General features: G+C 64.3%; 24 protein-coding genes. 13 read left to right on the top strand and 11 right to left on the bottom strand.

The window, feature by feature from the left end; genetic code table 11:
- Positions 1-14 precede the first annotated feature (14 nt).
- The 3 genes from dapA (at position 15) to AC1Q64_RS08970 (ending at position 2,943) form a co-directional block, all read left to right on the top strand.
- Positions 15-911, top strand: coding sequence for a 4-hydroxy-tetrahydrodipicolinate synthase (gene dapA / locus AC1Q64_RS08980; RefSeq protein ID WP_291436018.1), 897 nt, complete (start codon positions 15-17; stop codon positions 909-911).
- Positions 912-958: 47 nt separating this feature from the next.
- A complete protein-coding gene (gene bamC / locus AC1Q64_RS08975) occupies positions 959-2,056 on the top strand; it encodes an NlpB/DapX family lipoprotein (RefSeq protein WP_291436016.1) in 1,098 nt (365 codons plus the stop codon).
- A 104-nt stretch (positions 2,057-2,160) separates the two neighbouring features.
- Positions 2,161-2,943, top strand: coding sequence for an MBL fold metallo-hydrolase (locus AC1Q64_RS08970; protein ID WP_492251073.1), 783 nt, complete (start codon positions 2,161-2,163; stop codon positions 2,941-2,943).
- Positions 2,944-3,074: 131 nt separating this feature from the next.
- Here AC1Q64_RS08970 and AC1Q64_RS08965 read toward each other — a convergent pair whose 3' ends face one another.
- From AC1Q64_RS08965 to AC1Q64_RS08955, 3 genes are all read right to left on the bottom strand, one after another.
- Positions 3,075-3,350: a hypothetical protein gene (locus tag AC1Q64_RS08965; protein ID WP_082522412.1), complete on the bottom strand. Its 276-nt coding sequence runs from the start codon at positions 3,348-3,350 to the stop codon at positions 3,075-3,077.
- Between the two features lie 251 nt (positions 3,351-3,601).
- Positions 3,602-4,123 (bottom strand): hypothetical protein, encoded by a 522-nt coding sequence (locus AC1Q64_RS08960; RefSeq protein WP_492251072.1) that lies wholly within the window; start codon positions 4,121-4,123, stop codon positions 3,602-3,604.
- 19 nt (positions 4,124-4,142) lie between these two features.
- Positions 4,143-5,267, bottom strand: a complete 1,125-nt coding sequence (locus tag AC1Q64_RS08955) for a JmjC domain-containing protein (RefSeq protein ID WP_492251071.1) — start codon at positions 5,265-5,267, stop codon at positions 4,143-4,145.
- A 54-nt stretch (positions 5,268-5,321) separates the two neighbouring features.
- On the opposite strand from AC1Q64_RS08955, the gene AC1Q64_RS08950 reads away from it, so the two are divergent.
- Positions 5,322-5,846 (top strand): FKBP-type peptidyl-prolyl cis-trans isomerase, encoded by a 525-nt coding sequence (locus AC1Q64_RS08950; protein ID WP_146871156.1) that lies wholly within the window; start codon positions 5,322-5,324, stop codon positions 5,844-5,846.
- Between the two features lie 81 nt (positions 5,847-5,927).
- On the opposite strand, the gene AC1Q64_RS08945 is transcribed toward AC1Q64_RS08950, so the two are convergent.
- The 4 genes from AC1Q64_RS08945 to coaBC all read right to left on the bottom strand — a co-directional run bounded on the left by AC1Q64_RS08945 (position 5,928) and on the right by coaBC (position 8,834).
- Positions 5,928-6,428: an outer membrane lipoprotein gene (locus AC1Q64_RS08945; RefSeq protein WP_492251070.1), complete on the bottom strand. Its 501-nt coding sequence runs from the start codon at positions 6,426-6,428 to the stop codon at positions 5,928-5,930.
- Positions 6,429-6,643: 215 nt separating this feature from the next.
- Positions 6,644-7,090, bottom strand: a complete 447-nt coding sequence (gene dut, locus AC1Q64_RS08940; protein ID WP_291436007.1) for a dUTP diphosphatase — start codon at positions 7,088-7,090, stop codon at positions 6,644-6,646.
- Positions 7,091-7,217: 127 nt separating this feature from the next.
- On the bottom strand, positions 7,218-7,586 hold the full coding sequence (locus AC1Q64_RS08935) for a hypothetical protein (protein ID WP_492251069.1): 369 nt from the start codon (positions 7,584-7,586) through the stop codon (positions 7,218-7,220).
- A gap of 24 nt (positions 7,587-7,610) precedes the next feature.
- Positions 7,611-8,834, bottom strand: coding sequence for a bifunctional phosphopantothenoylcysteine decarboxylase/phosphopantothenate--cysteine ligase CoaBC (coaBC, locus tag AC1Q64_RS08930; RefSeq protein WP_492251068.1), 1,224 nt, complete (start codon positions 8,832-8,834; stop codon positions 7,611-7,613).
- Between the two features lie 91 nt (positions 8,835-8,925).
- Between coaBC and pyrG the strand changes: the two genes are divergently transcribed.
- From pyrG to AC1Q64_RS08900, 6 genes are all read left to right on the top strand, one after another.
- The gene (gene pyrG / locus AC1Q64_RS08925; protein WP_291436002.1) at positions 8,926-10,584 is read left to right on the top strand and encodes a CTP synthase; all 1,659 of its coding nucleotides are present in this window, start codon (positions 8,926-8,928) and stop codon (positions 10,582-10,584) included.
- Positions 10,585-10,596: 12 nt separating this feature from the next.
- Positions 10,597-11,454 (top strand): 3-deoxy-8-phosphooctulonate synthase, encoded by an 858-nt coding sequence (kdsA, locus tag AC1Q64_RS08920; protein ID WP_492251067.1) that lies wholly within the window; start codon positions 10,597-10,599, stop codon positions 11,452-11,454.
- A 3-nt stretch (positions 11,455-11,457) separates the two neighbouring features.
- Positions 11,458-11,748 (top strand): DUF1330 domain-containing protein, encoded by a 291-nt coding sequence (locus tag AC1Q64_RS08915; RefSeq protein ID WP_056640013.1) that lies wholly within the window; start codon positions 11,458-11,460, stop codon positions 11,746-11,748.
- Positions 11,749-11,854: 106 nt separating this feature from the next.
- The gene (gene eno, locus AC1Q64_RS08910; RefSeq protein ID WP_291435998.1) at positions 11,855-13,141 is read left to right on the top strand and encodes a phosphopyruvate hydratase; all 1,287 of its coding nucleotides are present in this window, start codon (positions 11,855-11,857) and stop codon (positions 13,139-13,141) included.
- A 33-nt stretch (positions 13,142-13,174) separates the two neighbouring features.
- On the top strand, positions 13,175-13,453 hold the full coding sequence (locus AC1Q64_RS08905) for a septum formation initiator family protein (protein ID WP_015013327.1): 279 nt from the start codon (positions 13,175-13,177) through the stop codon (positions 13,451-13,453).
- 96 nt (positions 13,454-13,549) lie between these two features.
- Positions 13,550-14,095, top strand: coding sequence for a hypothetical protein (locus tag AC1Q64_RS08900; RefSeq protein ID WP_492251066.1), 546 nt, complete (start codon positions 13,550-13,552; stop codon positions 14,093-14,095).
- On the opposite strand, the gene AC1Q64_RS08895 is transcribed toward AC1Q64_RS08900, so the two are convergent.
- The 3 genes from AC1Q64_RS08895 to AC1Q64_RS08885 form a co-directional block, all read right to left on the bottom strand.
- Entirely contained in the window at positions 14,076-14,546 is a 471-nt protein-coding gene (locus AC1Q64_RS08895) for a CZB domain-containing protein (RefSeq protein ID WP_291435993.1), read from the bottom strand. The two genes, AC1Q64_RS08900 and AC1Q64_RS08895, sit on opposite strands and share 20 nt — an antisense overlap.
- Before the next feature lie 200 nt (positions 14,547-14,746).
- Positions 14,747-15,739: an Hsp33 family molecular chaperone HslO gene (gene hslO, locus AC1Q64_RS08890; protein ID WP_291435991.1), complete on the bottom strand. Its 993-nt coding sequence runs from the start codon at positions 15,737-15,739 to the stop codon at positions 14,747-14,749.
- A 49-nt stretch (positions 15,740-15,788) separates the two neighbouring features.
- Positions 15,789-16,313, bottom strand: coding sequence for a gamma carbonic anhydrase family protein (locus tag AC1Q64_RS08885; protein ID WP_492251065.1), 525 nt, complete (start codon positions 16,311-16,313; stop codon positions 15,789-15,791).
- Between the two features lie 113 nt (positions 16,314-16,426).
- On the opposite strand from AC1Q64_RS08885, the gene AC1Q64_RS08880 reads away from it, so the two are divergent.
- The 3 genes from AC1Q64_RS08880 (at position 16,427) to AC1Q64_RS08870 (ending at position 19,991) form a co-directional block, all read left to right on the top strand.
- On the top strand, positions 16,427-17,230 hold the full coding sequence (locus AC1Q64_RS08880; RefSeq protein WP_492251064.1) for a ferritin-like domain-containing protein: 804 nt from the start codon (positions 16,427-16,429) through the stop codon (positions 17,228-17,230).
- A 112-nt stretch (positions 17,231-17,342) separates the two neighbouring features.
- Positions 17,343-18,608: an EAL and HDOD domain-containing protein gene (locus tag AC1Q64_RS08875; protein WP_291435986.1), complete on the top strand. Its 1,266-nt coding sequence runs from the start codon at positions 17,343-17,345 to the stop codon at positions 18,606-18,608.
- 102 nt (positions 18,609-18,710) lie between these two features.
- Positions 18,711-19,991, top strand: coding sequence for an EAL and HDOD domain-containing protein (locus AC1Q64_RS08870; RefSeq protein ID WP_492251063.1), 1,281 nt, complete (start codon positions 18,711-18,713; stop codon positions 19,989-19,991).
- A 79-nt stretch (positions 19,992-20,070) separates the two neighbouring features.
- On the opposite strand, the gene AC1Q64_RS08865 is transcribed toward AC1Q64_RS08870, so the two are convergent.
- The gene (locus AC1Q64_RS08865; RefSeq protein WP_492251062.1) at positions 20,071-21,033 is read right to left on the bottom strand and encodes a Bug family tripartite tricarboxylate transporter substrate binding protein; all 963 of its coding nucleotides are present in this window, start codon (positions 21,031-21,033) and stop codon (positions 20,071-20,073) included.
- Between the last annotated feature and the right edge of the window lie 56 nt (positions 21,034-21,089).

Below are 21,089 nucleotides of genomic sequence, written 5' to 3'. Positions count from 1 at the left end.
TTACCACTGCGGACATGACCTCTTCTTCCGTGCCACTCACCGGCAGCATCGTCGCCCTCGTCACCCCCATGCATGAGGACGGTAGCGTGGACTACCCCACCTTGCGCAAACTGATCGACTGGCACATCGCCGAAGGCACCGACTGCATCGGCGTGGTGGGCACCACGGGCGAGTCCCCCACGGTGAACGTGGAAGAACACTGCGAAATCATCCGCGTGGCCGTAGAACAGGCCGCCAAGCGCGTGCCCATCATGGCCGGCTGCGGCGCCAACTCCACCGCCGAAGCCATCGAACTGGCCAAGTTCGCGCGCGGCGTGGGTGCCGACAGCCAGCTGCAGGTCGTGCCCTACTACAACAAGCCCACCCAAGAGGGCCAGTACCAGCATTTCAAGGCCATTGCAGAAGCCACGGGCGACCTGCCCATCGTGCTGTACAACGTGCCTGGCCGCTCGGTGGCCGATATGCAGCACGACACCGTGCTGCGCCTGGCCCAGGTGCCCGGCGTGATCGGCATCAAGGAAGCCACCGGCAACATCGAGCGTGCCCAGTGGCTCATCCGTGACGTCCCAAAAGGCTTTGGCGTGTACTCGGGCGACGACCCGACCGCAGTGGCCCTGATGCTGTGCGGTGGCCACGGCAACATCAGCGTGACGGCCAACGTGGCCCCGCGTCTGATGCACGAGCTGTGCGTGGCGGCACTGGCCGGCAACGTGCAACGCGCGATGCAGATCCAGTTCCAGCTGATGCCGGTGCACAAGCACCTGTTTGTCGAGGCCAACCCCATCCCGGTCAAGTGGGCCATGTCCCGCATGGGCCTGTGTGGTGGCACCATGCGCCTGCCCATGACGCCCCTGGCCAGCAGCAACGAGGCTGTGGTCGAGTCAGCGCTGCGCACCAGCGGCCTGATCTAGTACGGGCTCTGCGCCCGCTTCCCGAGACACTTCCCAAGGATTTCCGCGTGAAAGCTGCTACCACCCGCCTGAGCCTTCTGGCTCTTGTCATGGCCCTGTCCGCCTGCTCCACCAGCATTCTGGAGGGCGACAAGATCGACTACAAGAGCGCCGCCAAGGGCTCGTCGCTGGAAGTCCCCCCAGACCTCACCCAGCTGTCACGCGACTCACGCTACGCCATGCCAGGCGGCTCGGTGTCTGCCGCCGCCATGCAGGCCGGCCAAGCCGCACAGCCATCGGGCACGGCCAATGCAGCCGCACTGCAGCTGGGCGATGTGCGGATCGAGCGCGATGGCAGCCAGCGCTGGCTGGTGGTCAACCGCCCCGCCGACAAGCTGTGGGAACCCGTGCGTGACTTCTGGCAGGAAAGCGGCTTCACGCTGGCCCAGGCGGATGCGAATGTGGGCATCATGGAAACCGACTGGGCGGAGAACCGCGCCAAACTGCCCCAGGATTTCATCCGATCCACCATCGGCAAGCTGATGGAGTCCCTGTACTCGACCGGCGAGCGGGACAAGTTCCGCACCCGGCTGGAACGCAATGCCAACGGCAGCACCGAGATCTACATCACCCACCGCGGAATGATCGAGGTCTATGGCAACGTCACCAAGGACAGCACCGTCTGGCAGCCCCGCCCGTCCGATCCGGAACTCGAAACCGAATTCCTGCGCCGCCTGATGGTCAAGCTGGGCGTGAGCCAGGAGCAATCCAAGGCCGTTGCCGCAGCGCCCGCAGCGCGCGCCCAGTCAGCACGCATGGCCACGGTCAACAATGTGCCGGTGGTGCAGCTGGACGAGGGCTTTGACCGGTCATGGCGCCGCGTGGGCCTGGCCCTGGACCGTACGGGTTTCACGGTGGAAGACCGCAACCGCAACGAAGGCACCTACTTCGTGCGCTACGTGGCGCCCAATGTGGAGAAGAAGGAGCCCGGCTTCTTCAGCAAGCTGTTCAGCTCTGCGGCCGCAACGCCTCCGCTCAAGTACCGCATTGTGGTGCGCAGCCAGGGTGAATCGACCACGGTGTCGGTGCTCAATGAGGCTGGCGCCCCCGAGTCCTCGGCCAATGCTGAGCGCATCGTGCGCGTGATTGCTGACGACCTGAAATAAAAGCCGGCCGCAGGCCGCCACCCACAGCCGGAGCCCCCTCTGCCTTCTGGTGGACGGTGGCTCTGGTTTTTTGGGCCGCCACAAACCCACCCTTTCGCCCCGCCATGCTTCGATTCAAGAACCTGGGCAGCGGCAGCACCGGCAATGCCACGGTCGTCGAAGGCCGCAGTGGCAGCCAGGTTCGCCGCCTCCTGATCGATTGCGGGCTCGGCATCCGGCAGCTGCAAGCCCGTCTGGCGCAAGCGCAGCTGCAGGTGAAAGATCTGGACGCCCTCTTCATCACCCACGAACACTCGGACCACATCGGCTGTGCGCAGACACTGGCACTGCGCTTTCGTATCCCCGTGTGGATGAGCGAAGGCACCTATGCAGCCCTGGGGTCGCCAGACTTGGACGGCTTGCTGCGGGTGGCGCGCGACATGGAAGCCATTGACATGGGCGCCTTCGAAGCCAGGCCGTTCACGGTGCCCCACGATGCCCGTGAGCCCCTGCAGCTGCGCTGCTCCGACGGGGCGGCACACCTGGGCGTGCTGACCGACCTGGGCCACGCCAGCGCCCACGTACTGCAGCAGCTGCAGGGATGCCACGCCCTGATGATCGAGGCCAACCACGACCCCGACATGCTGGCCGCGTCCCGCTACCCGCCGTTTCTGAAACGCCGCGTGGGCGGACTGTATGGCCACCTGGCCAACTCTGCAACAGCGGAGATCCTGCGCGCCGTGCAGCATGGCGGCCTGCAGCGCGTGGTGGCAGCGCACCTGAGCGCGCAAAACAACCTACCCCACCTGGCCCGGCAAACACTCGCCGCCGCACTGGGCTGGGCCGATGACGACATCCAGGTTGCCAGCCCCACCGAGGGGACAGAGTGGTTCAGTGTGAGCAATTGATGACCAATGGCATGGACCGCACAGCAGTGAAGTGAATAACCCTCGCGCAGCACATAAAAAAAGCCCCGGACCTTGCGGTGCGGGGCCGTGGCACAGGCCAACCATGAGGTCAGCCCAGAGCCTGCAGCGATTTACTTGGCTGCGGAAGCGCCGGTAGCGGCGGTGGCAGCAGCGTCAGCAGCAGCCTTGGCAGCGTCAGCGGCAGGAGCAGAAGCGTCAGCAGCAGGTGCAGCGGCGGCAGGAGCAGCAGCGTCGGAAGCGGCAGGAGCTGCTGGCTCGGCGGCGGGAGCAGGTGCTGCGGCAGGGGCTTCCACGGGAGCGGGTGCTGGAGCGGGTTCTTCCTTCTTGCCACAAGCGGCGAGTGCAGCAGCAGCGATCAGGGCGGCCAGAACGAGAGAGTTCTTCATTTCGATTTTCCTATTTGGACAGACAGAATCTTGAAAAGCCACGGCGTCAGGCTTCCTGAGCCCATGCACGCATTGGCACAATGCACTTAGTTGCACCTTTTTGGGCACAGCCGCAGATTATATTGGTATTTAGTCAATACTGACTAACACTGACGAAAGCTTTACGCCAGCTTGACTTTGCGCAGTATCTCGCCGGGCGAGCCCGCCGCGTGGTGCCCCTCCAACGGGCGCAACCCCGATGGAGCCTGTGGCTACAACCCCAGTGTGGTCGAGGGAAAGCCTGGTGCACTCTTGCTGCGCACCCACTCGTTGAGAGACTCACGCAGCAATACCCGGCGGTCGGGCTCGCTGCCCGTAACCCCCACGCAGCGGTCGGGATCGAGCCGGTGCAGCACCCATTGCGGCGACCACAGCGCGCTCGGCAGGTCCAGCGGGTCGGCGGTCGGGCTGCGGCGGCAGGTGATGATGTGGTCCCAGGTGCCGCGCCAGCGCACAAAGCGGGCGTGGCGGCGGATCACGTCGTCGTAGCTGCAAGCCAGCATGGTGAAGCGCCTGCCGCTGCGTGCCCAATCCTGCAAGGCCTCGACCACGGCACGCTCGCCCAAGGGCCAGTCATGAAAATGGGCATCGCTGATGAAAATCTCTTGCCAGCCGTCCCGCGCCGCCGTTGCAATGGCGTCGCGCACCAGTTGCTGAAACGCCTCACGCCCGCTGAATCGCCCACTGGGCAAGTCACGCAAAGGCTCGGCGGAGGGGGTTGCTGTGTCGGTCATCACTGGCTCCTGGTCAGTCTCAGCCGGCCCAGGCATGGGCCCAGCCCGCATCGCACCACGACGAAAGCAGCTCCAGCGCGTCGTCGCTGGCCCGTGCCAGATCGCGTGCCGACAGTTGGCGCTCATCGGCCAGGCGCCGCATCAGCGTGGCGTCGCGCCCTGCTGCGCGGTAGCTTTCGCCGTTGATGAAGATGTGCTGTGCGTCGTACATCATGCGGCTCTTGCGGTCCAGCCGCACTCCTTCCAGCATCACCTTGGGGTCGCCAGGCTCAAACCACACGCTGGGCTTGGGCTCGGTCAGGTACTCGCCCAGGGCGCGTTCCAGCACCAGGGGCTGGGCCAGCGCGCGCGACAGCGCCTGACGCGCAAAGTCCTGCAGCCCTGCAGGAATATGCGCCGGCTGCGCCACCGCGTCCTGTCCGGCATCGCGGTACAGCAACGGGTGGTCGTCCTCCCCGGCATCTTCCGCGAGGCGCACCAGCAGTTCTTGCGCCAGCTCGGCGCGGGCTGGAGCGCGAAAACCAATGGAGTAGGTCATGCACTCGCCTTCGGCGATACCGTCGTGGGCATAACGCGGGGGCAGGTACAGCATGTCACCCGGCTCCAGCACAAACTCCTCCTCAGGCTCGAACTGGGCCAGCACCTTCAGAGGAATGCCGTCGCGCAGCGACAGATCCTTTTGGCGCCCGATGCGCCAGCGCCGCTTGCCGTGCGCCTGAAGCAAAAAGACGTCATAACTGTCGAAATGGGGCCCTACGCCACCGCCATTGCTGGCGTAGCTGATCATGAGGTCATCCAGCCGCGCCTCGGGCACAAAGCGAAACTGCTGCATCAGTGCATGCACCGCGTCGTTGTGCAAGTCCACGCCCTGTACAAGCAGCGTCCAGTCCGGCTGCTGCAACGCGGGCAGCGCCCGGCGGTTGAAGGGCCCATGGCGCAGTTTCCAGGCGCCTTTGACCTGTTGCACCAGGCGGGACTCCACGCCCTCCTGCCCCGCCAGCGCAAACAGCTCGGCCCGCAACACCGGCGGCGCAAACTGTGGGATGGCCTGGCGCACCAACAGAGGCTTCTTCTGCCAGTGGCGGCGCATGAATTGCGCGGGAGTGAGGCCGCCGAGCAGGGCCAGGGGTTGCTGGATGTCCATGGGGAAAGTGTTGCCCTTTTGCGGGGCCGTTGGTCAAACTGCGACAATTCTCCTATGGAAATTACCCAACAATGTGTGGTCGCACTGACCTGGACCCTGAAAGACACCCTGGGCGAAGAACTCGACGTACTCGATGAACCCGTGGAGTTTCTGGTGGGCGGTGATGATCTTCTGCCCCGCATCGAAGAGGCCCTGCAAGGCCATGGCCCCGGTGCCTCGCTGGCGCTGCACCTCGAACCCGAGGACGCTTTCGGTGACTTCAACGACCAATTGCTGTTTCTGGAACCCCGCGCACTCTTCCCCGCCGAAATTGAAGAAGGCATGACCTTCGACGGCATGGCACTGCCCGAGGGCTGCAACCCCGATGCCCCCCGCACGGCCCTGTACACCGTGGCCGAGATCTACCCAGAACATATCGTGCTCGACGGCAACCATCCGCTGGCTGGCATCGCGCTGCGCCTGCAACTGACTGTGGAGGCCGTGCGCGAGGCCACTGAAGAGGAGATTGGACGTGGCACGGCAGGAACCGGCTTCTTCCGCGTTCAGCCCCAGGCGCCAGGCAGCTCGTTGCTGCACTGATCTCCCTAAGAACCTGTTCTAAAAGCAAAACGGGCGCCCCGAATCAAATCGGGGCACCCGTTTTTTGTGGTGTCGATCAGATCACATGCGCGAGATCTGGCCGTTGTATAGACGCACGCGGTCGCCGATGCGCAGGTCACCCGGGCTGCTCACGTCGTACACGCGGTAGCCACCTTGGTCCAGTTGCACAGACAGCCGGTATCCCTGCACATATTCCTGGTTGTTGCGTCCCTCGATGGCGTTGCCAGCCACTGCACCGCCCAGAACGCCTACCGCAGTGGCTGCGGCGCGGCCCGTGCCCTTGCCCACTTGGTTGCCCAGCACGCCACCCACCACGGCGCCCAGAACGGCACCGGTGCCGGTGGTCTGGCCTTGGCTACGACCTTGCAGGACCTCAATGTTGGAAACTCGGCCATATTCCGTGCCCGCCTGATTCTGCGGATAAGCAGGAGCCGTCTGGTAACCACTGGAATAGCCACCGGAATACTGCGGCGCGGGTGCGGGGCGGCTGTGGCCGCAAGCGGCCAGCGAAGCAACCAGAACCACGGTGCCCACGAGGGCGAGAGGACGGTGGAATTGCATGTTCAATCTCCTGAAGTTATCGGGCTAAGCATTGGCAAGAGAATCAAGAAGGATCCCAGCTCAATGCCCATGTGCAGATTGGAACAACGCCTGAGGATGCCGTAGCGTAGACACAGGGGCCATGGGCATGTCGGTAACAGACCCATCGAAACGTAAGCGGATTCTTACAAACCGGCTACGCAGCCCCTAGGCACCAAGCCATCAGTCGGTGCGCGTCAGGACTTGCCCGTGGAGCCGTACCCGCCCTCGCCCCGCTGCGTGGCTGCAAACTCGGTAACGATGTTGAACTGGGCCTGCACCACCGGAACAATCACCAGCTGGGCCAACCGCTCCATGGGCTCCAGAGTGAAAGCCACGTTGCTGCGGTTCCAGGCGCTCACCATGAGCTGCCCCTGGTAGTCGCTGTCGATCAACCCCACCAGGTTACCCAGCACGATGCCATGCTTATGACCCAGACCCGAGCGCGGCAGAATCAGCGCGGCGTAGCCGGGGTCTTCCAGGTAGATCGCAATTCCCGTGGGCACCAGCTGCCAGGCATTGGGCTGCAGGGTCAGCGGCGCATCGAGACAGGCACGCAGGTCCAACCCCGCGCTGCCGGGCGTAGCGTAGGTGGGCAATTGGTCCGCCATGCGCGGATCGAGAATCTTGACGTCAATCTTCACGGTTTTTTCTTTCCTGTTCCTGTACCACTGCGCTGCTGCGCCACTTGTCGCAGACGCTCCTGCAACGATTCCACCCCTGCACGCACGCCAGGGGCCTGAGCGCCCCCAGCCTGCACAGCCGATTGCATCAGCCAACCCAGTCCCCACCACACCACACCACACCCATGATCACCAGGCCCGGCAGCGAGCCCTGGCCCAGCAGGAGCAACGCAATGCCATGCAACACCATCATCAGCAGCAACACCGCCCGCACCGTGCGCAAAGCGCCCGCCAGCGGCAGCATCAACTGCAGCAAGTCGGGCTGCAGGGCCTGGGACGCTGAAGTCGCTGGCGCATTGGCCTTGGGTGGCCGAACAGCCCCATTGGTGGCTGCAGCGCTTGCCTGGGCCGCTCGGGCTTTTTGCAAAGGCGCCTGGGTTGTCAGGCGCTCCACATAGGCCGCAAAATCGCCATCGGGTGGCGTATCCCAATCAGGCTTGGTGGCACCAGTTGTCATCACACCTCCCCACGGTGGTGGTCGTCAAGAACGCAGAGGTGGCAAACGCGCGGCGATCTCGGCAACAAGCTGCTGCGCCAGCACCCGTTTGGACGCGCGGGGCAGCTCGCGGTGGCCCTGCGCGTCCACCAGCAACAGCGCGTTGTCGTCCTGCCCAAAGGTGGCGGGGCCGATATTGCCAACCAACAAAGGGACGCCCTTGCGCGCCCTTTTGGCTGTGGCATGGGCCAGCAGGTCATGGCTTTCGGCGGCAAAACCCACGCAAAAGAGGTCGCCCTCCAGCGCGTGCGGCGAGCGGGCCACAGTGGCCAGAATGTCGGGGTTCTCAACGAACTCCAGCGATGGGGACTCGCCGGAGCCGTCCTTTTTGATCTTCTGGTCGGACTGATGAGCGGGGCGCCAGTCGGCCACAGCGGCCGTGGCAATGAACACCGAGGCGGTCTGCACATGCCGCTCTACGGCTGCCAGCATCTCCTGGGCAGACTGCACATTGACGCGCCGAACACCGCGTGGCGTTGGCACATGCACCGGCCCTGCAACCAGGGTGACATCTGCCCCCGCCTCACGGGCCGCACGGGCTATGGCAAAGCCCATCTTTCCACTCGACAGGTTGGTAATGCCGCGCACCGGGTCGATGGCTTCAAACGTGGGCCCTGCCGTGACGAGCACCGACCGGCCAGCGAGGGTCTTGGGCGTGAAAAAAGCGATCAGCTCGTCCAGCAACTCCAGGGGCTCCAACATGCGGCCATCGCCCGTCTCGCCACAGGCCTGGTCACCGTTGCCCACACCCAGCACCACCGCACCATCCTGCGCCACCTGGGCCAGGTTGCGCTGCGTGGCAGGGTGGGCCCACATTTCGCGGTTCATGGCGGGGGCCAGCAGCAATGGCACGCGCCCTGCCGGGCGCGCAAGGCACATCAGGCTGAGCAACTCGTCCGCCCGGCCCTGCACCAGACGCGCAATAAAGTCCGCGCTACAGGGCGCAATCAGGATTGCATCCGCCTCGCGGCTGAGGTTGATGTGGGGCATGTTGTTGGGCTCGCGCGCATCCCATTGCGAGCCATACACCGCGCGGCCAGAGAGGGCCTGCATGGTGACCGGGGTAATGAACTGCTCGGCCGCCTCGGTCATCACCACCTGCACGGTGGCGCCCTCCTTGATGAGCTGGCGGCACAGATCGGCTGCCTTGTAGCAAGCCACGCCCCCACTCAGACCCAGAACAATGTGTTTGCCAGCAAGCTCATTCATGGGTCGAATTTAGCAGACGGGGGTGACCCTGCCCCCGGGGGTGTCGCCGGGGCGCCATCTATAATCCCAATTTCCCACCACCAAAAAAGACATGACCAAATTTGTCTTCGTCACCGGCGGTGTGGTGTCTTCCCTCGGTAAGGGAATCGCCTCAGCCTCCCTTGCCGCGATCCTCGAATCGCGGGGACTCAAAGTCACCCTCATCAAGCTTGACCCCTACATCAACGTAGACCCGGGCACCATGTCGCCGTTCCAGCACGGCGAGGTGTTCGTGACCGACGACGGCGCAGAAACCGACCTGGATCTGGGCCACTATGAGCGTTTCATCGAAACGCGCATGAAGAAAACCAACAACTTCACCACGGGCAAGATTTACCAGTCCGTGCTGGAGAAGGAACGTCGCGGCGACTACCTGGGCAAGACCGTGCAGGTCATTCCCCACGTCACCAACGAAATCCAGGAATTCATCAAGCGCGGCGCCGGCATCGGCACGCCCGATGCCGTGGATGTGGCCATTGTCGAAATCGGCGGCACCGTGGGCGACATCGAATCGCTGCCTTTCCTGGAAGCCGTGCGCCAGATGAGCCTGCGCATGGGGCCAAACAACGCCGCCTTCGTGCACCTGACCTACCTGCCCTGGATTGCGGCAGCGGGCGAGCTCAAGACCAAGCCCACCCAGCACACCGTGCAGAAGCTGCGCGAGATCGGTATCCAGGCCGATGCGCTGCTGTGCCGCGCCGACCGTCGCATCCCTGAAGAAGAGCGCGCCAAGATCTCGCTGTTCACCAACGTGCCCGAATGGGGCGTGATCAGCATGTGGGATGTGGACACCATCTACAAGGTGCCCCGGATGTTGCACGAACAGGGCCTCGACGGCCTCATCTGCGACAAGCTGCGCCTGAACACCCCGCCCACCAGCCTCAAGCGCTGGGACGACCTGGTGTATGAAACCGAACACCCCCAGGGCGAAGTCACCATCGCCATGGTGGGCAAGTATGTAGACCTGTCGGACAGCTACAAGTCGGTCAACGAGGCCCTGCGCCACGCGGGCATGCGCAACCATGTGCGCGTGAAGATCGACCATGTCGATTCCGAGACCATCGACAGCGCCGACGCCGCCGCCAAGCTGGCCAAGTACGACGCCATCCTGGTGCCCGGTGGCTTCGGCCAGCGTGGTGTGGAAGGCAAGATCGCCACGGCCCAGTTTGCCCGCGAGCGCAAGGTGCCTTACCTGGGCATCTGCCTGGGCATGCAGGTAGCCACCATCGAATATGCGCGCCATGTGGCGGGCCTGGCCCACGCCAACAGCACTGAGTTCGACCCCAGCACGCCCCACCCCGTGATCGCACTGATCACCGAGTGGAAGGACGCGGACGGCACCATCAAGAAGCGCGATGAAAACTCCGACCTCGGCGGCACCATGCGCCTGGGCGCTCAAAGCTCGGATGTGGCCAAGAACACGCTGGCCCACAGCATCTACGGCGATGTGGTGACCGAGCGCCACCGCCACCGCTACGAAGCCAACGTGAACTACCTGGACCAGCTGCGCAAGGCGGGCCTGGTGATCTCCGCGCTGACGCAGCGTGAAGAACTCACCGAAATCGTGGAGCTGCCGCAAACCGTGCACCCCTGGTACATCGGCGTGCAGTTCCACCCCGAGTTCAAGTCCACGCCCTGGAACGGCCACCCGCTGTTCAACGCCTTCATCAAGGCCGCCGTGGAACACCAGCAAGCCGCGAAAAAAGCATAAGGGAACCCCACCATGCAGCTGTGCGGATTCAACGTCGGCCTGGACCAGCGTTTCTTTTTGATCGCGGGCACCTGCTCCATCGAAGGTCTGGAGATGTCGCTCGACGTCGCGGGCCAGCTCAAGGAAGCCTGCACGGCTTTGGGCATTCCCTTGATCTACAAGGGCTCATTCGACAAGGCGAACCGCTCCTCCGGCACCAGCAAGCGCGGCGTGGGGTTGGATGCGGGCCTGAAGATCCTCGATGAAGTGCGCCGCCAGCTGCAGCTGCCGATCCTGACCGACGTGCACGACACCTCGCACGTGGCCGAGGTGGCCAGTGTGGTGGACGTGCTGCAGACCCCTGCCTTCCTGTGCCGCCAAACGGATTTCATTCGTGCGGTGGCACAAAGCGGCAAGCCGGTGAACATCAAAAAGGGCCAATTCCTGGCGCCCTGGGACATGAAGAACGTCATTGACAAGGCACGCTCTGCAGCGGCCGAGGTCGGACTTTCGGAAGACCGGTTTCTGGCCTGCGAGCGCGGCGTGAGCTTTGGCTACAACAACCTCGTGGCTGACATGACCAGCCTGGCCGAGATGCGCAACTCGGGCGCCCCCGTGGTGTTCGACGTGACCCACTCGGTGCAAAAGCCCGGCGGCCTGGGTGCCGTGAGTGGTGGCGCGCGCGACATGGTGCCCGTGCTGGCACGCGCGGGTGTGGCCGCGGGTGTGGCGGGCCTGTTCATGGAAACTCACCCCCGGCCCGCTGAAGCCTGGTCGGACGGCCCCAACGCCGTACCGCTCAAGCACATGAAGGCGCTGCTGGAGACCTTGGTGGCGCTGGACGACATCACCAAGAAAAGCGGATTTCTCGAAAACAACTTTGGAGCCTGAGACATGAGCAGTGGTTACGTCATCGCATCCGTCACCGTCACCAACCCTGAGCAGTACGAAGAGTACAAAAAGTGGAGCACCCTGGCCATGCAGGCGCATGGCGCCGAGGTGTGCATTCGCGGCGGTAAGGTGGAAGTGCTGGAGGGCGACTGGAACCCCGGCCGCACTGTGCTGCTCAAGTTCCCCAGTTTCGAGGCGGCGCGCGCCTTCTACGACACACCCGAGTACCAGAAAGCCAAGGCCGCGCGCGAAGGCGCAGCCATCATGCGCATGGTCTGCGTCGAAGGCGTCTGAACGCTGAACGCACCCGCGATACTCGCTCACTAATTGATAGCTGCTGGCGCACATATCACCTGCACCAGAGCATGATTTGATTTCAAACTTCTGCAAAAGGAAAACCATGAGTGCCATCGTTGACATCGTCGGTCGCGAAATTCTGGACAGCCGCGGCAACCCCACCGTCGAATGCGACGTGTTGCTCGAATCGGGCGTGATGGGCCGGGCCGCTGTGCCTTCGGGCGCATCCACCGGCAGCCGCGAAGCCATTGAAATGCGCGACGGCGACAAGGGCCGTTACCTGGGCAAGGGCGTGCTCAAAGCGGTGGAATACATCAACACCGAGATCAGCGAAGCCGTGCTGGGCCTGGACGCCTCCGAGCAGGCTTTCCTGGACAAGACCCTGATCGACCTCGATGGCACAGAGAACAAGAGCCGCCTGGGCGCCAACGCGATGCTGGCCGTGTCCATGGCTGTGGCCCGCGCTGCAGCCGAAGAGTCTGGCCTGCCCCTGTACCGTTATCTGGGCGGCATGGGCAGCGTGCAATTGCCCGTTCCCATGATGAACGTGATCAACGGCGGCGCACACGCCAACAACAGTCTGGACCTGCAGGAGTTCATGATCATCCCCGTGGGCGCTCCCACGTTCCGCGAAGCCGTGCGCTGGGGCGCCGAAGTGTTCCACGCCCTGAAGAAGATCCTGCATGACAAGGGCATCAGCACTGCTGTGGGCGACGAAGGCGGCTTTGCCCCCAGCGTTGAAAACCACGAAGCGGCCATCCGCCTCATCCTGCAGGCCATCGAAGCCGCTGGCTACACGGCAGGCGAGCAGATCGCCCTGGGCCTGGACTGCGCCGCAAGCGAGTTCTACAAGGACGGCCACTATGTGCTGGAAGGCGAAGGCGGCCTCAAGCTCACCGCCCAGCAATGGACCGACATGCTGGCGGCATGGGTTGACAAGTACCCCATCATCAGCATTGAAGACGGCATGCATGAAGGCGACTGGGACGGCTGGAAGCACCTGACCGAACGCTTGGGCGACAAGGTGCAGCTGGTGGGTGACGACCTGTTCGTGACCAACACCAAGATCCTGAAGGAAGGTATCGACAAGCGCATCGCCAACTCGATCCTCATCAAGATCAACCAGATCGGTACGCTGACCGAAACCTTTGCTGCCATCGAGATGGCCAAGCGCGCAGGCTACACCGCCGTGATCTCGCACCGCTCGGGCGAAACCGAAGACAGCACCATTGCCGACATCGCCGTGGGCACCAATGCGGGCCAGATCAAGACCGGCTCGCTGTCGCGCTCCGACCGCATCGCCAAGTACAACCAGCTGCTGCGCATCGAAGAAGACCTGGGCGACATCGCTCAGTACCCCGGCCGCGCTGCGTTCTACAACCTGCGCTGAGCCCTGGCAGCCCTCGCCTGAGCGAGCCCTCCGTTGGTCTCCCGCATCGTCCCCGTCATCCTGCTGGCCTTGCTGGCAGCGCTGCACGCCCAGCTTTGGCTGGGGCGTGGCAGCGTGCCGCGCGTCAATGCGATGCAGCGGCAGATTGATGTGCAGAAGGCGGCCAATGAGCAGGCCCGCCAGGTGAATGCGCGGCTGACCTCGGAGGTGCATGACCTCAAGGAAGGCCTGGACATGGTGGAAGAAAAAGCGCGCAGCGAGCTGGGCATGGTCAAGCCCAACGAGGTGTACGTGCAGTTCACGCCCCGTTGATCTGCCGCGCGGGGCCATGCCGCCGCGTTGCGATATCCCACGCCGTTGACACCCATAACGCAGACATTACCGGGGGCTGCGTCTTCCTTCATCTCCGTGCAGCAGCCTTCTCCCCCACCACCCCTGATTGCCCTGCTGGGCGCCCCCCACACGGGTGTGGCAGCATTGGCCCAGGCGCTGCACCAGCAGATCACCCCAGGCTCGGTACACATCACGCTGCACCACCCTCACCTGGCCAGCCCGCTGCCCGCACAGCACACAGGCGCCGACGCAGTGGCATTGACTCTGCTGATGGGACTGGACGAACCCTGCCCCGACGGGGAGCGGGCTGCACAGGAGGCCCTCGACACCCAGTTGCGCGCCGCCCTGGCGGCTGCAGCGGTCCCCTACCGCGTGGTGTATGGCGCTGGCGAGCAGCGTATCCGCAATGCACTCATTGCTATACAGAAGATAGCGCCCCAGGCATATTCCACTAGCGCGAGGGCTGAATGGGACACTGAAAATGCGCCAAGAACCGCCCGGCTGCGCGCCTGGAACTGCGAGAAGTGCAGCGACCCCACCTGCGAGCACCGGCTGTTCACCGCGCTCGTCGAGCAGCGGGACACCCCATCAGCACCCGATGTCACACCAGACCGCGCTTGAGCTCCTTGAGTAGCAACACCACCTGGCTGGAGCCATAGCGGTAACCGCCGTTGAGCACCTGCACGGCCCGGTCCCATTCGCCCTGCTGGGCCAGTTCCACCAGTGTGGCGGCCTGCTCGTGAAAGTATTGATAGCGTGCCACCAGCAACGGGTAGGCCGGCTGGTCGCCCAGCAACTCGCCGCCTACGCCGTGCAGCCAGCGGCCCAGCGCACTGCGGTCAGAGCGGCGCACCAGCGCCGGGTCCAGCCCGACGGAGGTACGACCCTCCAGGTAATCCATCAGGCGGTCTTTCCAGCGCTCATGGGCATTGATGGCTGCGTCGATGTCCAGCGCAGCGAGCAAGGTATCGGCACGCCGCGAGTCTGGCGCGGCCTCGCTGTCGTACAGCGCCAGCGGGTGCGCAGCCGGACTGGCTCGGTGCCCCCCCAGAACGCGGCGAAGAAACTCCATGACACACCTCGGTAGATTCCTGCGCGACCCGCTGCGGTCGCATGAACACACACACAGGCCTTGCGGTCAGACCTGGTGCAACGGCACCACGCAGCGGCAGGTGCTGCTGCATGGTGACCCAGGAATCTTAGGCGTGGATGGCGGGGGCGATTGTCAACGATGGTCAGCCGCCCACCGCGCCCGATGGAGGCTCCGGACGGCTACTGGATGCCTGTGGGCCCCGGGGGCTGCGCAACCGCTGGCGAGACAAAAATCTGCGCGGCATCCACGGCATCAAACCGGTACTGCTGGCCGCAGAACTCGCAACCCACCTCGATGTCATCGCGCTCGGCAAGGATGCTCTCGGCTTCTTCCGCGCCCAGGTTGCGCAGCATGTTGCTCACGCGCTCGCGGCTGCAGGTGCAGGCAAAACGCGGGCCGCTGGCGCCCTGCTGGGGCTCAAAGCGCAGCAGCTTTTCCTCCCAGAACAGACGGCGCAGGATGGTGTCCACATCCAGCGTCAACAGCTCTTCGCGGGTGAGGCTGGCGGCCAGATGGGCGATGCGGTTGTAGTCCTCGTTGTGGCCGATCTGGTCTTCGTTCTCGCGGTGCGAGAGGCCGGCGGCCAGGTTGCCCTCGCCCTTGATGGGCATGCGCTGGATCAACAGGCCCGCAGCCACCTGGTCATTGGCGCCCAGCACCAGGATGGTGTCGAGCTGCTCGGACTGCAGCATGTAGTGCTGCAGCACGTCCGACAGGCGTTCCAGCTTTTCGTGGTGGTCGCCGTGCAGGGGCACCACCCCCTGGTAGGGCTGCTGGCCGGGGTGTCGGTCCTTGGGGTCCAGCGTGATGGCGCAGCGGCCGCCGCCGCCCACGTTGACCATCTGGGACAGGCGCGTGCCGTCGGGCACCTCGCCATTCACCGTGGCGGTGGCGCGCAGGCTCAGGTCCGACTGCACCTCGACCACGGCCAGTTTGACAGGGCCATCACCAAACACCTGCAGCACCAGCGCGCCATTGAACTTGATGTTGGACTGCATCAGCACACCGGCGGCAGCCATCTCGCCCAGCAACTCGCTCACGGGAGCGGGGTAAGCACCGGTGGCGGTGTTGCCCGCGCGGCGCTTCAGGATCTCGGTCCAGGCATCGGTCAGGCGCACGATCATGCCGCGCACGGGCAGACCATCGAAAAGAAACTTGTGGAGTTCAGACACGCAGGGGTTCCAGGAGAAAAAATCAGCAGCGAGCGCGATGGAGCGGCATTCAGCCGATTTTGTGCAGGCCGCGTTGAAAGCGGCGCGCATTGTCGATGTAGTGCTGGGCGCTCTGGCGCAGGCCTTCGATCTGCTCAGGGGTGAGTTCACGCACAGCCTTGGCCGGGCTGCCAATGATCATGGAGCCATCGGGAAACTCCTTGCCCTCGGTGACCAGCGCACCGGCGCCCACCAGGCAGTTCTTGCCGATCTTGGCGCCATTGAGCACCACGGCACCAATGCCGATCAGCGACTCGTCGCCGATGGTGCAGCCGTGCAGCATGACCTGGTGGCCCACCGTCACGCGCTCGCCCACTACCAGGGGCTTGCCGAAGTCAGCGTGCAGCACGCTTGCGTCCTGGATGTTGGAGCCTGCGCCAATGGAGATGCTCTCGGTGTCGCCCCGCACCACGGTGCCGAACCACACGCTGGCGTCTTCACCCAGCACCACATTGCCCATCACCTGCGCACTGTCGGCGACCCAGGCCGACGCCGCCACTTGGGGAGCCACACCGTCGAGTTCGTAAATTGCCATGCACCCACTCCGCTGAAACAAAAGAAGCGGCACGCCACGGCGCGCCCTGAGAGGTCGCCAATCGTTACAAAGCGCAAGCCTTGGTGCCGATGGCAAGGCCTAGAATTGTAAGGATGGAGCTTCGCCACCGTGCACTGCAGGTCTTGTGCCTGGCAGACCCCGAACAAAAAGCGGCTGCAGCGCTTGACCTGCATGCCCAGGCAGCTACGCTTTCAATAGCAGACGCTGCCCCTGCGGCTCCCGCCGACCCAGACGCCCTCCCTGGCCGCCCCGAACGCCCCCTGTTGCTGCGCCATACCCAGGTGGCACGCCGCTCTCCCGCGAGCCCCGAAGGCCGGGCCATTCTCATCCACGCGATAGCCCACATCGAGTTCAACGCCATCAACCTGGCGCTCGATGCCGTGTGGCGCTTTGACGGTATGCCCCGCACCTACTACCAGGACTGGATGCGCGTAGCGGCCGAAGAGGCCAAGCATTTCAGGCTGCTGCGCGACCACCTGCGCAGCCAGGGCCATGACTATGGGGATTTTCCGGCCCACCAGGGGCTGTGGACCATGTGCGAGAAGACCCGGCACGATGTGCTGGCCCGCATGGCCCTGGTACCGCGCACGCTGGAAGCCCGAGGGCTCGACGCCACGCCGCAGATCCAGGCCAAGCTGCGCCAGGTGGGCACGCCAGACGCCCTGGCCGCCGTTGCCATCCTCGACGTGATCCTGCACGACGAAGTGGGCCATGTGGCCATCGGCAACCACTGGTACCGCTGGCTGTGTGAGCGCGCGGGCCAGGACCCTGAGACCCTCTATGGCACGCTGGTGCAGCGGTACGAAGCCCCCCGCCTGAAGCCCCCGTTCAATGAAGCCGCGCGACGCAGCGCCGGGTTCAGCGATGCCGAGCTGCGCTGGCTGCAGCAGGCATGAGCCCCACGCCATGACGAAGAGCCTGATGACGGCCTGAGGGGAATACGATGGCTCCTACAATTCTTGGCAAAGCCCCCAGCGGGCCAGCGCTCCCTATTTCACGAACACGCCCATGACCCAAGCCTTCCCCCCAGGCACGCCCCCCGCGCCCCCTTCCGGCAACCAGTCGTCGGTCGCCATGATTGCGCGCCAAGCCATCGTGAACGCGCAGCAGGTGGTGGTTGGCTACGAGCTGTTCAACCGCTCGCGCAGCGGCGCCGCCCACACGGCCGCCACCGACGTCATCCTGGTATTCACCGCCCTGTCGCACGCCGGCACCGAAGAGCTGGTGGGCAAAAAGCTGATCTTCGTCAACTGCACCCATGAAAGCCTGTCGGGCGGCCACCTGGAGCTACTGGACCCGGACAAGGTGGTGCTGGAGATCCCCCCGCTGGGTCATGCTGCCGCCGAAGAGGTTGCCACACGCCTGCCCATCCTGACCGAGCTGCGCGACCGGGGCTTTCACCTGGCCTTCAACCACACAGTGCTGCAGTCGGCGTATGCACCGTGGCTGCCGCTGGCGGATTACATCAAGCTGGACCTGTCGGTGCTAGCGGCCGACCAGCTGGCGGTGCTGATCAGCTACGCGGGCCGCCACAGCAAGGCAGAGCTGATCGCCGAGAAGGTGGAGACGGCCCAACAGTACGACATGGTGTCCAGCCAGGGGGTGCAACTGTTCCAAGGCTACTGGTTTGCCCGCCCCTCTCTGGTCGAGACCAAGCTGCTCACGCCGTCGCAGGCCAGCATCATCGAGCTGATCAACCAGGTGCGCAAACAGGCCAGCACCGACGAGATTGAAGAAGTGCTCAAGAAGGACGCCGGCCTGGCCTTCAACCTGATGCGCCTCATCAATTCGGCCGGTTTTGGCCTGTCGCGCGAGATCACCTCGTTCCGCCAGGCCGTGATGCTGATGGGCCTCAAGAAACTGTTCCGCTGGGCGGCGCTGCTGCTGACCGCATCGCGCAACAACGGCACGCCATCGTCGGTAGGCCACACCGCCGTGGTGCGTGGGCGCCTGATGGAACTGCTGGCACTGGAGACTCTGCCCCCCGAGGACGCCGATCAGGCCTTTGTGGTGGGCATCTTCTCGCTGCTGGACGTGATGCTGTCCATGCCCATGGAGTCGGCCATTGGCCTGCTCAACGTTCCTGAACCCGTGGCGGCCGCGCTGCTGCGGCGCGAAGGCTTCCTGGGCGATCTGCTGACCCTGGCCGAGGCCTGCGAATCCAGCGACGACGCCGTGTTTGACCGCACCGCCGGCCTGCTGCACCTGACCAGCCAGCAGATCAACTTTGCCCACCTGCAGGCACTTGCCTGGGCCGACCACATCACCGATTGACATGCGCCACAGCCATCCTGGTGGCCGGTGGTCAGACTTTGATTCTCTGCCAATGCCCAGCGGTCTAGAATGACCGCACAGCCCTTCATTTCAGTGGACCCCATGTCGAGCACACCCGAACAAGACACCCCGGACGCCGCAGTGCCTGTGGTCGAACCCGTGGACGAGAACCTTGCCATCATTGCGCGCCAGGCCATCGTGGACGAAAGCCGCGCGGTCTATGGCTACGAGCTGTTCGACCGCTCCACCGCATCTGACTCTCACACCGCAGCCAGCGATGCAGCCCTGCTGTTCAATGCCCTGTCTTACGCGGGCACCGAAGCACTGGTCGGCAAGAAGACGGTGTTCATCAACTGCACCCATGACAGCCTCTCGGGCGGCCATCTGGAGCTGATCCACCCTGAAAAGGTGGTGCTCGAAGTGCCCCCGTTGCCCGACAGCGCCACTGCTGAAGAAATCGAAGGCCGCGTGCCCACGCTGGAGGCCCTGCGCACGCGCGGCTTTCGCCTCGCTTTCGACCAGCAGGCCCTCAAGCGCGCCTACACCACCTGGCTGCCCATGGCTGCCTTCATCAAGCTCGATATGCAGGCCTTCAAGCCCGAGCTGGCAGCACCCCTGGTCAAATTTGCCACCACCCACAGCAAGGCCACGCTGGTGGCAGAAAAGGTGGAAACCGCCGAACAGTACGAGCTGATGCGCGGACTGGGCGTCAAGCTGTTCCAGGGCTACTGGTTCGCTCGCCCTTCACTGGTCAAGGCCACCACCATTCGCCCCTCGCAGGCCACCATCATTCAGCTCATCAACCTGGTGCGCAAACAGGCGAGCACGGCCGAGATCGAAGACCTGCTCAAGAAAGACCCCACCCTGTCTTTCAACCTGCTGCGGTTCATCAACTCATCGGGTTTTGGCCTGTCGTGCGAGATCACATCGTTCCGCCATGCAGTGATGATCCTGGGCCTGAAAAAGCTGTTCCGCTGGGCGGCTCTGTTGATGACCACCTCGCGGGCAGGCGGAGCGCCACCAGCCGTGGGCCAGACCGCCGTGGTGCGCGGGCGCCTGATGGAGCTGCTGGCTGCTGAACTGCTGCCTCCCGAAGAATGCGACAACGCCTTTGTGGTGGGCGTGTTCTCGCTGCTGGACACCATGCTAGGCGTGCCACTCGAAAAGGCCCTGGAGTCCGTGGCACTGCCCGAACCCGTGATGGACGCCCTGCTGCGTGGCACCGGCGTATTTGCACCTTTCCTGGAGTTGACCAAGGCCTGCGAAAGCGGCGATGAAGTGGCCTTTGCCAAGAACGCCGATGCGCTGCACCTGTCCAACCGTCAGGTGAACTGGGCCCACCTGCAAGCGCTGACATGGGCAGAGACCCTGAACGAAGAATAGCCTCGTTCTTCCACTCTCCCCAACGCCACAGGCCCTGCTTTGTCAGGGCCTGTGGCGTTTCTGGGGTGCCCCACCCCGATCAGTTGCCCTGGATGCCCGCAGCGCGGATGATGCGCGCGTTGTTCTCGGACTCCAGCGCGATCTGGCGCACGAACTCGGCCGTGGTGCCACCGGTGGGCGCGTTGTCGGTGGCATCGAGCTTGGCACGGATGTCCGGCAGGGCCAGGGCCTTGTTCACCTCGGTGTTGATGCGTGTGATGACCGTCTTGGGAGTCTGCGCGGGTGCATAGAGGCCAAACAGGGACGACAGGTTGGCTGCTGGCTGCCCCAGCTCGGCCAGCGTGGGCACCTGGGGCAGCGAATCCAGTCGCGCTGGAGCCCCCACCGCCAGCGGCTTGAGCTTGCCCGCCTGGATGTGCTGCAGCACGGCGGGCCCAGCGTTGGTCGATAACACCTCAAACTGCCCGCCCAGCGCGTCGTTCATCTGCTGGCCGCCGCCCTTGTAGGGAATGTGCGTGATCTGCACCTGCGCCACCGACTGGATCTGCTCCAGCATGATGTGGCCCAGCGAAGCCTGCCCTGAGGTGGCCCAGCGCACCGTGCCGGGCTGAGCCCGCGCACGGGTGATCAGGTCCTTGAAGTCGGTCGCACGGCTTGCGGGCGTACCCAGCAGCAGCACCGGCGAATACATCACGCTGACCACGGGTGCGATGTCCTTTTGCGGGTCGAAGGGGGACTTGCCCAGGTGCGGATTGAGTGCCAGTGGGCTCACCGCCGCAAAGCCAAAGGTGTAGCCGTCCGGCGCCGACTTGGCCACGGCATCCACACCCAGGCTGCCGCTGGCTCCCGCCTTGTTCTCAATGACCACAGGCGTGCCCAGCTGCACGGCCAGCTTGTCAGCCAGCGCGCGGGCGATGTTGTCGCTCACGCCTCCGGCCGGGTAGGCCACGACGATGCGGATGGGTTTGGCCGTAGGCCAGGTTTGCGCCAGGGCCAGCGCAGTGGCGCCTGCCAGGCAGGCGCCAACGATCAGTTGCTTCATTCGGGACTTTCTTGTCAACGGAGATAAAGAGAACGAAAAGCAGAAAACGGAAAGCG

The organism is Acidovorax sp. GW835-FHT14G06 (assembly GCF_058793595.1).
The sequence above is the reverse complement of the archived record's forward strand: the minus strand, read 5'-3'. Positions and strand labels throughout refer to the sequence as shown.